This window comes from Sphingobacterium mizutaii (genome assembly GCF_900187125.1).
Taxonomy (GTDB): Bacteria; Bacteroidota; Bacteroidia; order Sphingobacteriales; family Sphingobacteriaceae; genus Sphingobacterium; species Sphingobacterium mizutaii.
The window spans coordinates 3,790,330-3,803,712 of the sequence record NZ_LT906468.1 but is presented as its reverse complement, the minus strand read 5'-3'; the positions used below and the strand labels follow the sequence as shown (position 1 = coordinate 3,803,712).

The 13,383-nt window shown below is 40.2% G+C and carries 11 protein-coding genes; 5 read left to right on the top strand and 6 right to left on the bottom strand.

Going from position 1 to position 13,383, the window contains the following annotated elements; all coding sequences use genetic code 11:
- Positions 1–107: 107 nt before the first annotated feature.
- Positions 108–1,049 carry a DUF8428 domain-containing protein gene (locus tag CKW03_RS16405; RefSeq protein ID WP_093100350.1) on the top strand — a complete coding sequence of 314 codons (942 nt, stop codon included), beginning with the start codon at positions 108–110 and terminating at the stop codon, positions 1,047–1,049.
- 282 nt (positions 1,050–1,331) lie between these two features.
- Here the strand turns inward: CKW03_RS16405 and CKW03_RS16400 are convergent, their stop codons facing one another.
- The 6 genes from CKW03_RS16400 to CKW03_RS16375 all read right to left on the bottom strand — a co-directional run bounded on the left by CKW03_RS16400 (position 1,332) and on the right by CKW03_RS16375 (position 10,481).
- On the bottom strand, positions 1,332–1,547 hold the full coding sequence (locus CKW03_RS16400; RefSeq protein WP_095067901.1) for a hypothetical protein: 216 nt from the start codon (positions 1,545–1,547) through the stop codon (positions 1,332–1,334).
- A 769-nt stretch (positions 1,548–2,316) separates the two neighbouring features.
- Positions 2,317–6,069 (bottom strand): ATP-binding protein, encoded by a 3,753-nt coding sequence (locus tag CKW03_RS16395; protein ID WP_093100348.1) that lies wholly within the window; start codon positions 6,067–6,069, stop codon positions 2,317–2,319.
- Between the two features lie 83 nt (positions 6,070–6,152).
- Positions 6,153–6,929, bottom strand: coding sequence for a succinate dehydrogenase/fumarate reductase iron-sulfur subunit (locus tag CKW03_RS16390; RefSeq protein ID WP_175486344.1), 777 nt, complete (start codon positions 6,927–6,929; stop codon positions 6,153–6,155).
- A 46-nt stretch (positions 6,930–6,975) separates the two neighbouring features.
- On the bottom strand, positions 6,976–8,910 hold the full coding sequence (locus tag CKW03_RS16385; RefSeq protein WP_093100347.1) for a fumarate reductase/succinate dehydrogenase flavoprotein subunit: 1,935 nt from the start codon (positions 8,908–8,910) through the stop codon (positions 6,976–6,978).
- Positions 8,911–8,959: 49 nt separating this feature from the next.
- Positions 8,960–9,739: a succinate dehydrogenase cytochrome b subunit gene (locus tag CKW03_RS16380; RefSeq protein ID WP_093100346.1), complete on the bottom strand. Its 780-nt coding sequence runs from the start codon at positions 9,737–9,739 to the stop codon at positions 8,960–8,962.
- Between the two features lie 163 nt (positions 9,740–9,902).
- Entirely contained in the window at positions 9,903–10,481 is a 579-nt protein-coding gene (locus tag CKW03_RS16375) for a porin family protein (RefSeq protein WP_093100345.1), read from the bottom strand.
- Positions 10,482–10,552: 71 nt separating this feature from the next.
- Here CKW03_RS16375 and CKW03_RS16370 point away from each other — a divergent pair, with 71 nt between their 5' ends.
- From CKW03_RS16370 to CKW03_RS16355, 4 genes are all read left to right on the top strand, one after another.
- Positions 10,553–10,768 (top strand): hypothetical protein, encoded by a 216-nt coding sequence (locus tag CKW03_RS16370; protein ID WP_093100344.1) that lies wholly within the window; start codon positions 10,553–10,555, stop codon positions 10,766–10,768.
- Between the two features lie 10 nt (positions 10,769–10,778).
- A complete protein-coding gene (locus CKW03_RS16365) occupies positions 10,779–11,120 on the top strand; it encodes a tRNA-binding protein (RefSeq protein WP_093100343.1) in 342 nt (113 codons plus the stop codon).
- Positions 11,120–11,596, top strand: coding sequence for a nucleoside deaminase (locus CKW03_RS16360; RefSeq protein ID WP_093100342.1), 477 nt, complete (start codon positions 11,120–11,122; stop codon positions 11,594–11,596). The genes CKW03_RS16365 and CKW03_RS16360 overlap by 1 nt, the downstream gene beginning before the upstream one ends.
- 91 nt (positions 11,597–11,687) lie before the next feature.
- Positions 11,688–12,302, top strand: coding sequence for a superoxide dismutase (locus tag CKW03_RS16355; RefSeq protein ID WP_093100341.1), 615 nt, complete (start codon positions 11,688–11,690; stop codon positions 12,300–12,302).
- Positions 12,303–13,383: the final 1,081 nt, after the last annotated feature.

Genomic DNA, 13,383 nt, shown 5'->3' with positions numbered 1-13,383 from the left:
AGCAAGTTGGAACAATATTTGCTTCCGAAAGTTAAATAAATATTAAATATTCATTTTGTAATTGTTTAGTGTCTGCCCACTTTACAATTCAATGGAGATAATGGAAAATGAAAACAGACGTAAACAAGATAGATACTAAAGAAGCGCAAGTCGCCCCTGTCGTAAAAAGGGACAATTCTAAGATCTACTTTTTCGTGATTGCAATTGCAGCCCTTTTGGCTACCAATATTTATTTCTATGTAAAATATAAGTCTTCTGGTGAAAAACTATATACAGTGACCCTACAGAAGGAGAATTTACAGATTGAAATTGATCGTATTGAAGCCGAACTTGATAATATCAAATCTGAAGGTATCACCAGCACTGCTGCATTGGTGGCCGCAGAACAGTCCGCAAGGCAGAAGATTGAAGATTTACGAAAAGGACTCGAAAACAATGAAATCACCGGCCCTCAGATTGAGGCTGCCAAAGCTGATGTTTCTTTGTTGAAAGATCAGGTTTCAAAAATGAAGGATGATGTTACGGCATTGAAGATCAAAAATCAATTGCTGGCAGAAACCAATTCAGAACTCAATAAACAGGTCAAAGATTCCGAGCAGAAGACCGCAGCGCTTGTAACGGAGAAGAATGAGCTCACCGACAAGATTGCCAAGGCTTCCTCAATCAAAGTATCCAATGTGCATATCATTGGTATCGAAGAGAAGAGAAACGGTTCTTTGGAAAATGAAAACAAAGCTAAGCGAATCGATAAACTTCAGATAAACTTCACTGTAGCGGACAATCCTTTGGCTGCAATGGGTAAAAAAGAAGTTTATGTGCGGATTATAAATCCTAAAGGTAATCTGATTGCAGATTCTGAAGATTTGTTCTTGGTTCATGGCGAGAAATTGCAATATACCTTCAAAGAAAATATAGAATTCAATAATAACGGTCAAGAGTACCAATTTATGTGGTCCGATCCTAATCACAAATTCCAAAAAGGAGCATACACCGTATTGCTTTATGCGGATGATGCCATTATGGGTCGTTCCTCAGTTGTATTGAAATAAAAAAAGGTTATTATATAAAAACAAGCAAGGAGCTGAATTTTCAGCTCCTTGCTTGTTTTTTGTGGATGAGTGCCAATGGAGCGGCTTGGTGAATCGTAAGGTTTAATGATTGTATTGGTTTCTTTTCCGCTGTCACACTGAGGGTTCCCCGAAGGGGCAATGTCATTAAATTAGGAAAAGAAATTTAGATTCTTCGTTACTTTTGAAGCCCAAAAGTAACCAAACCGACGTAGGAGCTCACGGATACCAAAAACAACTCGAATCCGTAACCCTTCGGCCCATTTAAGGATTGCCGATCTCATTGTTACTTTTGGAGCCCAAAAGTAACCAAAACCGACGAAGGAGCTCACGGATACCAAAAACAACTCGAATCCGTAAACCTTCGGCCCATTTAAGGTGGCTTTTCGCACAATCCAGCGCACGTGGATAGAATGCCTTGTTGTCGGGAATATCTTTCAGAAGATCATCCCTTTTGATGGGATGATCTTTTGAAAGCATTCCAAGGCCAATCCCATCGCACAAGTCGACGGCATTCTATCCATTTTTCCGCCAAGGAAATGAGCCGGTGGCTAAAGTGCTTCCTTCGGAAGGATGTATGTTTGTATAAATTGGGAACCCCTGGAAGGGGTGGAATCTTTGTAGAGATTCTGATCGTTAATCGGATAACCCACAGTGTGGGTGAAATATTTTTTCCATTTTTAATCCCTTTTCGGGGTCATTCTGAGGAACGAAGAATCTCGGGACCATGCAAAATCCATTTGAAAACACATTACATTGGCGCACGGTTCTTCAATCTACAATAATTTACATTGACGAAGAGGTCCTCAATCTTCGATTGAGAATGGACAAGGTCATGAGGTGGAGAATCGTACAGATTCTTCACTATTCGTTCAGAATTGGATATTCCTGAGAGGGATTCAGAGCGCAGTGAAGAATCTATTTTTTTGTTTTTTTAGGGGATGTGGTCATTCCGAAATCGGAAGATGAGGAAACTATTTCTTATTAAATTTTACAGGAATTAACGGTGTTTATTCAGTCTTTGGGCTGATATTATTCATGGAAAATATGTGGCGGGCGTATGCGATACGCCCCTACCAAAATCGTTGCATTTCTCCGTCATTAATTCGTAAGATGAGGAAACCATTTCAAATGGTTGTGGATTATCTGAGACCCTACGGTGCTGCCCTCAGCGTGACACAAAATGTGTAAACTTCTTGGAGCCAATCTCAGAACACACAATACCACCAGTTTAATGAGTTTTAAGCGCTTATTTAGCTTCCTCCGCATACAGCGGCAAGATAATGGTGAAAGTCGTTCCTATGCCCTCAAAAGTAACGAAAGAGATATCCCCATGCATAGACTCTACTGTTTTCTTGACAAAGGCCAATCCAAGACCAGTTCCAGAACTCTTTGTGGTGAAGTTGGGTTGGAAGATCTTTGGTATTACATCAGCCGGTATACCCATACCATTGTCTTTGACGATGATCTTCACTTTTTTATGGTCAAAATGTTCAATCAAAATACTGATCAAATGTTTCTTTCTTCCAATAGAAGCTTCGATGGAGTTTTTGATCAGGTTATTGAATGTCCGCATCAATTGGTCCCTGTCACCCAAAACATATACATTTTCGTCATCGGTATTATTGATGATCTTAATGTAGGTGTTATGATTGTTGTGATAGACGTTGGCTGATTTATTGATCTTTTCGATCAAGTTTATCTTTGCTAGGTTGGTGTCCGGCAATCTGGCAAAGTTTGAAAACTCCGTCGCAATCTTGCTTAGGCTGTTGATCTGTTCAATAAAGGAATTGGAGATCTTAAAGAATCGCTCTTCAAACCTAGGGTCATCCTCGGTATAACTACGGGTCAATTGCTGTATGCCCAATTTCATTGGTGTCAACGGATTTTTGATCTCATGTGCAATCTGTTTAGCCATCTCGCGCCATGCGTATTCCCGTTCGGCATTCATGAGCTGTTTGGCGTTTTCTTCTAATTTGACGATCATGAAATTATATTCCTTGACCAGAGCACCGATTTCATCATCACGCTCCCAATACAAAGGTTCATTCGGTTTATTGCTGAATATCGTCTGCGAAAGTTTTTTCCCGATCAGACTCAAAGGTTTGGTGATGGAGTTGGCAACCATGACCGTTAAGAACCCTAAACCAAGGATAATAATGGTATAGATATTCAATAAGGTATTCAATAATAGGTTTTGGCTCTCATTTTCCTCCTCCACAGAGGTGAAGTATGGAATATTTAAAAATAGGATATTATTGTATTCGTTGTTTTTGATCGTGGCATAACTTGAATTATATTCAAAGGTTACAACGTTTTCCTTGATAAAGGAATCTGTTTTCTTAAGTACGTTCAGGTTGTTGAATGCAATCGGATTGATAAATCTCGAAACCAGCCCCATATCATAGATCTTTGGTTGCGAGGTGAAGATCAGCTTTCCGTTTTTATTGTACAAGTTGATGTCAGTAACCGATGTTTCAGAGAAATTCTTTACAAATTCTTGGATTTCGGACTCTGAAAGGTTATCTGAAGATTGGATCTTGTTTTCGATCTTTTTCACCACATCCATAATGTATCCTAAGCGTTGTTGGACCTTGGATTTTTCCAACTGCCCCGAGATACTGATAAATGAAATAAAACCAGAGATCACAATCGCGAAAATCACGACCCCGATAATCATGGTCTGGATCCGTGTACTATATTGGATTCGGTTTATGAGAATTTTGAAGTGGTATTTGATACTCCTGAAATTGAATGATTTCTGCGTAATGGTACTAAAGAAATATTTGATACCATCGAATATCAAGAAGTAGATATATAGGCACAAGAATAGGAATGAGAATACGGCGACAGACTGCCACAAGCTCAGCTGCGGTGTGCTTACAACGAGGGTAGTGTTTGGATCCGGTTTATAGACCAAATTGAAATAGCCGTTATAATCGTCCCGGGTAATATATTGTTGCACCTTGCCACCAAAAGCATCGTCCTTGTTCGGATAAGTAAACGAGCCATTTTGGGTCACTAAGGAACCATCGCGGTATAGGGCGAAGGAGGTCGCATTACTTTGGTAGTTTCGGATAAATTCAACTTTGCTGTCAGAGAGGATTTCTGGATAAGGCATGCTAGTGCCATAAGCCCGGTTCTTTAGGTTGATGAAAACTTGGACAACGCGATCTTCGGTGGTATCGACCGGAATGTCAAATTGCAAGAAATACTCGTGGGTACCCAAATCACTGCGGACCCGATAGAAATGCTCAGTCTGTTGTACTTTGGTGGATTTGTTGATTACCTTCTCCCTGTATTCATCAATTTTGTTATTCTCGTAGTTGCCAAGAGCAAGGTCGTTGTAGTAATAATAGCCATTGAACTCAAACTTGGAAAGGTATCCACTGAAATAGGTATTCTTGATATAATCATTGATAATATCAATTTGCGTATTCGGAAGGCTGATTGCAAAGGATTGCCTCAAACCCTCATCTGCTGTTATTTTCTTTTCTAGATCAACAAATAGGGCAGTGGCATTGAGGTCATCTTCAGCCTCCAACTGATTTACCGTCACCTTCATCTCCCGTTCTACCTTCGACTCCAAGCTTCTGGTATAGACTGAAGTCGTCATAAATGCCAGGAAAACCAGGGTAAGGATAAAGGTGGACATAGCCAGGTTTACTTTCAATTTACTATAAGCCCTAAGCATGATGATTCCAGCCAAGAAAATATTAAAGAAAGTATTGTCGCCTACCAAAATGGCATTCAGGATAATCGCCGAAACCAAGGCGATCAACTGAATGTTCAAAAAGGATGTTGTATTCGGCAGGATGGACTTGAGGATATTGACAACCGTATCGATGAAATAGAGTAGGATGACCATGTTGATACACATGATCAAGATGTTCAACCAGCTATAGGAGTTAAAGGAAAGTAAGTTGGTCAGATCCAAAGTTACCGCTGTACTGTTTGTGATCAGGGTAGACAAGTGGAAAAACAGCAAATTACTGATAAGGTAGATTGCCAAAATGGAAAGCAAGGTTGCAATCGTTGCGATATTCCCTGTAAGCTTTTTCAATGGAATCCTTAGGTAGGGTTGAATGGCCCTGAAATAGAACACCAGCCATCCGACCAATAAGGTGGTCATAAAGAAACCCCAGAGGTTTGGAAGGAGCGGACTGTAGGCATAATATTTCGGGTCAAAGAGCCCAATACTGGAGGAGGATGCCAACCAGTTTGTATTCAGATCCACATAACGGGTCAGGATCAAGGTGAATGTAAAGAAAGCAAGCGAGAACCAAGGTCGCCCATTCTTCGCAATCATCAAACAGATATTGTTGACCAGGATCAAGAAACAGATCGAAGCGAATACCCAACACATAAATTGGATATCCATAAATATATTGTCATGTTTCCCTTGGTTCAGCTTGACGGAGAATAAGTAAGCTCCGGTCTTGCTATAGATATTTTTAATATTCTCGGTATCCGTATAATCGGCAATGGTCAGGTTGTTGGTCGCAATCAGCTCATTGAAGAAATGGTTGACAAGATATTCATTGTTGATCGAGAAATTGGTCTTTACAGGTATTAAGGCTAGTACGGAGGTATTGGCGGTAAGGGTTTTCCGTTTGAGGATAAAGGATCGGTTGTCCTCCTGTATAAACACCACATCCGATTGAATTCCACCGTCAGTTAGCGGGACATAAATATTATTGCTCCAAAAGATGGGTTTATGATCCTTATAGATATAAAAGAAAATCTTGTATTTGTCGCCATATTTCTTGGTGACATCTAGGACTTGGGTAGGGTAGACCTCAACGTTGACAAAGGCCTTCATGAGGTTAGAATCTGCCCACAATTCGTCTACAATATCCTCGTATTTATGGATGCTATTTGAAAGAGTTCTGGTGTCCAATTCCAACATATCTTCCTTGGTTACCATTTTGTTGATCATGATGGCGGTAGCGAGGAAGGATACAGTCAGGATTAGTAAGAGGATTCTTATTTTGTTACCCATTTATCTATTGTTACAATGGGTAAATATAAATAAAAAACTCCTCGCAAATAATTTTGCGAGGAGTTTTATAGAGAAATTCAACCTTAGTGTTGGTGAACGTCTTCTTGACGGAAGAATTTCGCCGTAAAATATTCACGGTTCATTCTTGCGATGTTTGTTAATTTAATGCCTTTTGGACATTCCGCTTCACAAGCACCTGTATTTGTACAGTTACCGAAGCCTTCAGCATCCATTTGGTCAACCATTGCCTGCGCACGTTCATAACGTTCAGTTTGTCCTTGCGGCAATAATGCGAATTGTGAAATCTTGGCCGATACGAATAGCATAGCGGAAGCATTTTTACATGCTGCAACACAAGCTCCACATCCGATACAAGTTGCCGATTCAAAAGCCTCATCAGCGATACGCTTAGGGATTAAGATATTGTTGGCATCTTGGGGACCACCAGTGTTGATGTTGATATATCCACCTGCTTGTTGGATCCTGTCAAATGATGTTCTATCAACAGCTAAATCTTTCAATACAGGGAATGCAGCTGCTCTCCATGGTTCGATTACGATCGTTTGTCCATCGTGGAAAGAACGCATGTGCAATTGACAAGTCGTAATACCGTATTTTGGTCCATGTGGACGTCCGTTGATAACTAGGGAGCACATTCCACAGATACCTTCACGACAGTCATGGTCGAAATAAATAGGATCTTCTCCTTGACGAGTTAGGTCTTCGTTTACTACATCCAGCATTTCTAGGAAAGACATGTCATCAGCGATGTCTTTGGCTTGGATAGTCACGAATTGTCCTTTGTCATTTGAGTTTTTTTGACGCCAAACTTTTAGCGTTAAATTCATATGTGCACTCATGATAATATTTTTGAGTAGCAAAAGGCTTCACAGGAAGCCCTTTGGCTTATTTATAACTTCTTTGTGTTAACTTAACGTTTTCGAATACCAATTCCTCCTTGTGCAAGATCTCTGGTTGGTTATCACCATTGTATTGCCAAGCTGCAACATATGCGTATTCGTCATCATTACGTTTTGCTTCTCCTTCTTCAGTTTGTGATTCCACTCTAAAGTGACCACCACAAGACTCATTTCTGTTCAAAGCATCGTCAACCATTAATTCTCCTAATTCCAAAAAGTCTGCAACACGACCAGCTTTTTCTAGGGACATGTTCAACTCTTCGTTTTCTCCTAATACCTTAGCATCAGACCAGAATTCTTTACGTAGATCTTGGATCAAGCCTTTTGCTTTTTGCAATCCTTCTGCAGTACGGGCCATTCCACAATATTCCCACATGATGTGGCCTAATTTTTTGTGGATATCATCAACTGTTTTGCTACCCTTAAGGGCTAATAATTTGTTGATTCTTTCTTCAACCTCTTTACGAGTTTGCTCGAATGCTGGATTGTTTTTGTCAACTGGTTTGAAGTTTCCGATTTTCGCTAGGTAATCACCTACAGTGTAAGGGATCACGAAGTAACCATCAGAAAGACCTTGCATCAATGCCGAAGCACCAAGACGGTTAGCACCGTGGTCAGAGAAGTTAGCCTCTCCTAAACAGTATAAACCTGGTACTGTAGTCATCAAGTTGTAGTCAACCCATACACCACCCATGGTATAGTGAACCGCAGGGTAGATACGCATTGGTTGCTCGTATGGATTTTCGTCAGTAATTTGGTAATACATGTCGAATAAGTTACCATACTTAGCTTCTACTACATCTTTTCCTAGACGTTGGATGGCTTCTGCGAAGTCCAAGAATACCGCTACTCCGGTTTTACCAACACCACGTCCTTCGTCAACCATTTCCTTCGCGTTACGTGAAGCCACGTCACGAGGTACCAAGTTACCGAATGAAGGGTATTTTCTTTCCAAGAAGTAATCGCGATCGTCTTCTTTGATATCTTTAGGCTTCAATTCTCCTTTGCGAAGTTTCTCTGCCAATTCAACTGTCTTAGGAACCCATACACGACCATCATTACGCAATGACTCTGACATCAAAGTCAATTTGGATTGGTGGTCACCTGTTACTGGGATACAAGTAGGGTGGATCTGAGTATAACAAGGGTTGGCAAAGAAAGCACCACGTTTGTGCGCTCTCCATGCTGCCGTTACGTTACAGCCCATTGCATTTGTAGAAAGGAAAAACACGTTTCCGTATCCACCAGTACATAATAATACCGCATGACCTTCGTGAGCTTCGATCTCACCTGTAATCAGGTCACGAGTAATGATACCTCTAGCTTCGCCGTCGATTTTCACTAAATCTAGCATCTCATGACGAGTATAGGATTTTACTTTACCAGCTTCGATCTGGCGGTTAAGCGCTGAATAAGCACCTAACAATAATTGTTGTCCAGTTTGGCCACGAGCGTAGAACGTACGTGATACCTGTGCACCACCAAATGAACGGTTGTCTAATAGACCACCATATTCACGTGCGAAAGGAACACCTTGAGCAACACATTGGTCAATGATATTTACCGATACTTCCGCCAAACGGTAAACGTTTGCCTCACGAGCACGGTAGTCACCACCTTTTACTGTATCGTAGAATAGACGGTAAACTGAGTCACCGTCATTTTGATAGTTTTTTGCAGCGTTAATACCACCTTGTGCAGCAATTGAGTGTGCACGTCTAGGTGAATCCTGATAACAGAATGTTTTAACGTTGTAGCCTAACTCTGCTAATGCAGCGGCAGCAGATGCTCCTGCCAAACCTGTACCAACAACGATAATGGTAAACTTACGCTTGTTGGCTGGGTTGACCAGCTTCATCTCAAATTTATGTTTTGACCATTTTTCGGCCAAAGGGCCTGAAGGTACTCTTGAATCTAACATATCCTTTATTTATTTATAAGATCTTGCTATTGCTTAATCTGTAAATAACCTATTTAACAAAATAAAAATACAATGGCATCGACGCGAATAGGATCGGAATGATAATTCCAAATACCCAAATTCCGATGGTTCTGATAATGCCTTTGTAACGTCTGTGGTTGAAACCAATCGTTTGGAATGCAGATTGGAAACCATGGATCAAGTGGAAAGCTAATGCTGCCATTGCGATTACGTACAATCCAACCAATAATGGGTTTTGGAAAGTTACCGCCACTTGTCTGTATAAGTCCTTAGATTTTACTACTTCAAATCCAGCATCCTGATATTGTACATATCCGTTGTAATCTGAAGGAATATCGTCTAGCTGTAAAACCTCTTGGTTGCCCGTGGACAATTCAGTACGGTACTCTACATAAGGCGTAGTGCCAAATTTGTACTGAAACCAGAAGTTTTGCATGTGTGTAACAATGAAAATTAATAAAACAGTACCTAAGATTCCCATGTTACGAGAATTCCAAGCGCTGTTTGCGTTTCCATCATACTGGTTGTAACCAATAGGACGTGCTGCTTTGTTCTTAATAGTTAGGATAAGAGCATAAACCGCGTGAACAATGATAGAAAGATAAAGTAGGTAAGAAACTACTTTAATCGGGGTAAAATGGGTCATGAAATAAGCGTAATTGTTAAACGCATACCCCGCATCATCTTTAAATAGCTGTAAGTTACCAATCAAGTGAACTATCAAGAAAGTACATAAGAACAATCCCGTCAAGCTCATGATTAGTTTCTTCCCTAGTGAAGATGTTAATACTGGCTTTGATTTACTCATTATTACTATGAATTTAATTTAAGTACGCAAATCTATCTATTTGATGACATATAAATGAGATTTATGTATAAAAAAGGCCTAATTTAGAATGGTTCTAATTTTACCAAAAAAATAAGGCCTGATTTTTATCAAATCAGGCCAAAAACTTTTTATCCTTAAGCTCTTACAAGAACGAGTAGCCAACTCCAATTGACCACATGCTGATCTTTTGCTTGTGTGCATTATCCTTACTGATATTACTTAATCCATGCTCATATCTCAAGTCAACCGTGAATTTGCTGATGTCAGCTCCAACACCGCCGATGATGCCGGTAGATGATTTTTTGTATGCATCTGTATTGGCTACCGATTTGATATCTCCATCATGTGCGAATGAAAATACAGGACCTGCTTGGATACGTACGCCAATTGGGCCTAAGCCAATTCTAGTCCCTAAAAGGACTGGTAAATCAACACTCTTAAAGGTTGCTTCACTGTTCGTTCCATCTTCAGTTTCATATCCTGCTTTTTTCTGTGCATAGTACAATTCTGGCTGAACGTGGAAACCCGCAACACCTACACGTCCCCAAATACCTGCTTGGAATCCAGCTTTTGTATCTGAATTCAACCATGAACCATCCGATTTTAAGCTCGAAAAGTTTACTGCGCCCTTAATACCCAACTTTAAGCTCGGTAATAATTGTGCTTGCGTTGCCTGAACGCAAAAGAATAAGGCAGCTAATCCAAGTAAGATTTTTTTCATATCAAAAATTTATATATTTACTAATTCCAAACACTAAATTAGTAGTTTTTATTCAATAAGCGCATATTAATATGTATAATTTCAAGATCAGTGCCGATGAATGGCCTATTTTAAAACTCAAACTGAAAAGAAAATATAACACTCTTTCTGAGGAAGACTTGCAGTTCAGCCCAGGTCAAGAGGAAGAACTTTTGAAACGCCTTGCAAAAAGGTTGAACCGTAACGTGGATTATGTCGTATTTACGCTATCCAAAGAATTAACTGATCTAGAGTCCAACCGATTATAAGGATTTGGCTATGGAAAAGTTGATCAGTTGGGAAGAGTTTGAACAAGTCGACCTGCGGGTAGGGACTATTTTGGAAGTCTCCGATTTCCCTAAGGCGAGAAGACCGGCCTATCAATTACTGGTAGATTTTGGTGAGGAGATCGGTACACGTAAATCCTCGGCCCAGATAACGGCCCATTATTCCAAAGAAGAACTGATTGGGAAGCAGGTGGTGGCAGTGCTGAACTTTCCCAAAAAGCAGATCGCCAATTTTATGTCCGAATGCTTGGTGACAGGTTTCGAGGATGAGAATGGCGATATTATTTTGACCAGCGTGGAACGCAAGGTTCCCAATGGTGCTAAATTGAAGTAATGAAGGTGTATAATTTTGAAGAAAATCCCCAAGCAGGTATTCCCAACCTGGATGAGCAGTATATGCAAGAAGCCTTAAAGCTTGCCAAGAAAGCCTTTGAGGAAGATGAAATACCGATTGGTGCCATCATTGTCTCGAATGGAAAGATCATAGGCAAGGGTTACAACATGACGGAAAGGTTGAATGATGTGACGGCCCACGCCGAAATGCAAGCCTTTACGGCAGCGGCAAATTATCTGGGAGGCAAGTATCTCAAGGATTGCACCTTGTATGTGACGGTGGAGCCCTGCGTGATGTGTGCCGGAGCGAGTTACTGGACCCAGATCAGCAAGATCGTCTATGGGGCCCGAGATGAGAAAAGAGGTTATTCCAGTATCCATGAAAAAATCATCCATCCTAAAACCATCATCCAATCTGGCGTTCTGGAAACTGAATGCGCTGAACTCATGATGTCTTTTTTTCGTAATAAACGTTGAGTTATCCACAAATTAGCGCCTTAATGAAACAAAAACGGGCTTAAATTGTTATATTCGTGTATTGATAATTAATAAATAAAATATAAACATTATGGCATTTGAATTAGAGGCGTTACCTTACCCAGCAGACGCATTAGAACCATCTATCGATAAAGAAACCATGATCATTCACCATGATCGTCACCACCAAGCATATGTAGACAACTTGAATAAAGCTATTGCCGGTACAGATGCAGAGAACCTTTCTTTGGAAGAAATCCTGAAGAACGTGAGCAAGTATCCAGCAGCAGTGAGAAACAATGCAGGCGGTGTATGGAACCATGATCTTTTCTGGAAGGTTTTAGGCCCCAATGCAGGTGGTGAGCCTACAGGAGATTTAGCAAATGATATTAATGCTGCTTTCGGTTCATTCGCAGAATTGAAAAAGAAATTGCAAGAAGCAGGTGCTGGTAGATTTGGTTCAGGATGGTCTTGGTTAATCGTTGGTCAAGACGGTAAACTGGCGGTAACTTCTACCCCTAATCAAGATAACCCATTGATGGATGTAGCTGAAGTAAAAGGTACTCCAATCTTTGGTATCGATGTATGGGAACATGCTTATTACTTAAAATATCAAAATAAACGCCCAGCCTACTTAGAAGAAATCTTCAACGTAGTAAATTGGGATGACGTAGCGAAACGTTACGCTGAAGCTAAAAAAGGTTAATCCATTATAGATTATTCTTAGAAAGCGGATATCTAATAAAGGTATCCGCTTTTTCTTTTATGAGAGTCCGATGAAAGGCCTCGGAAACATCCACTCTATTTTTGAAATAGTTTCCTCATCTTACGAATCAATGACGAGGAAATGTGACGATTTTGGTAGGGGCGTATCGCATACGCCCGCCACATATTCACAAGAAAAATATCTGCCTTCAGACGGAATAAATGCTATTTATTACTTCAAAATTTAATAAAAAATAGTTTCCTCATCTTACGTATCAATGACGAGGAAATGTGACGATTTTGGTAGGGGCGTATCGCATACGCCCGCCACATATTTACAAGAAAAATATCTACCTTCAGGCAGAATAAATGCTATTTATTACTTGAAAATTTAATAAAAAATAGTTTCCTCATCTTACGATTTCGATGACCACATCCCCTAAAAAAAACAAAAAATAGATTCTTTGTTACTTTTGAAGCCCAAAAGTAACCAAAACGCTTCGGCCCATTTAAGGTGGCTCTTCGCACAATCCGACGCACATGGATAGAATGCCTTGTTGTCGGGAATATCTTTCAGAAGAGCATCCCTTTATATGGGATGATCTTCTGAAAGCATTCCAAGGCCAATCCCATCGCACAAGTCGACGGCATTCTATCCATCTCTCCGCCAAGGAAATGAGCCGGGGGCTAAAGTGCTTCCTTCTGAAGGATGGATGTTTGTATAAATTGGGAACCCCTGGAAGGGGTGAAATCTGTGTAGAAAGGTATATCGCTTGACGTATAACCCCTAGCGGGGTGAAATATTTTTCTGAAAATCCCAACTGAATTCATTTCCAATTCTGAACGATTAGTGAAGAATCTGTACGTAAATGTCTACTAGATTTTGTCATCTTAAATCGAAGATTTAGGAACTCTGCGCCAATACAATGCACTGTATTTTTGATATTGTAGTTTTGCACGTTGAGATCCTTCGGATGAAACTCAGTACAAAAAGCCTTAACTTAATGACATTACCCGATGGGGATCTATCTCAAAAAAATATAAAAGCTAATTTTAAACTGCTTCAAAATTTAAACTTTCAG

Coding starts and splice junctions, on each gene's coding strand:
- CKW03_RS16405 (WP_093100350.1), top strand. CDS start 108: ATGAAAACAGACGTAAACAAGATAGATACTAAAGAAGCGCAAGTCGCC.
- CKW03_RS16400 (WP_095067901.1), bottom strand. CDS start 1,547: ATGCTTTCAAAAGATCATCCCATCAAAAGGGATGATCTTCTGAAAGAT.
- CKW03_RS16395 (WP_093100348.1), bottom strand. CDS start 6,069: ATGGGTAACAAAATAAGAATCCTCTTACTAATCCTGACTGTATCCTTC.
- CKW03_RS16390 (WP_175486344.1), bottom strand. CDS start 6,929: ATGAGTGCACATATGAATTTAACGCTAAAAGTTTGGCGTCAAAAAAAC.
- CKW03_RS16385 (WP_093100347.1), bottom strand. CDS start 8,910: ATGTTAGATTCAAGAGTACCTTCAGGCCCTTTGGCCGAAAAATGGTCA.
- CKW03_RS16380 (WP_093100346.1), bottom strand. CDS start 9,739: ATGAGTAAATCAAAGCCAGTATTAACATCTTCACTAGGGAAGAAACTA.
- CKW03_RS16375 (WP_093100345.1), bottom strand. CDS start 10,481: ATGAAAAAAATCTTACTTGGATTAGCTGCCTTATTCTTTTGCGTTCAG.
- CKW03_RS16370 (WP_093100344.1), top strand. CDS start 10,553: ATGTATAATTTCAAGATCAGTGCCGATGAATGGCCTATTTTAAAACTC.
- CKW03_RS16365 (WP_093100343.1), top strand. CDS start 10,779: ATGGAAAAGTTGATCAGTTGGGAAGAGTTTGAACAAGTCGACCTGCGG.
- CKW03_RS16360 (WP_093100342.1), top strand. CDS start 11,120: ATGAAGGTGTATAATTTTGAAGAAAATCCCCAAGCAGGTATTCCCAAC.
- CKW03_RS16355 (WP_093100341.1), top strand. CDS start 11,688: ATGGCATTTGAATTAGAGGCGTTACCTTACCCAGCAGACGCATTAGAA.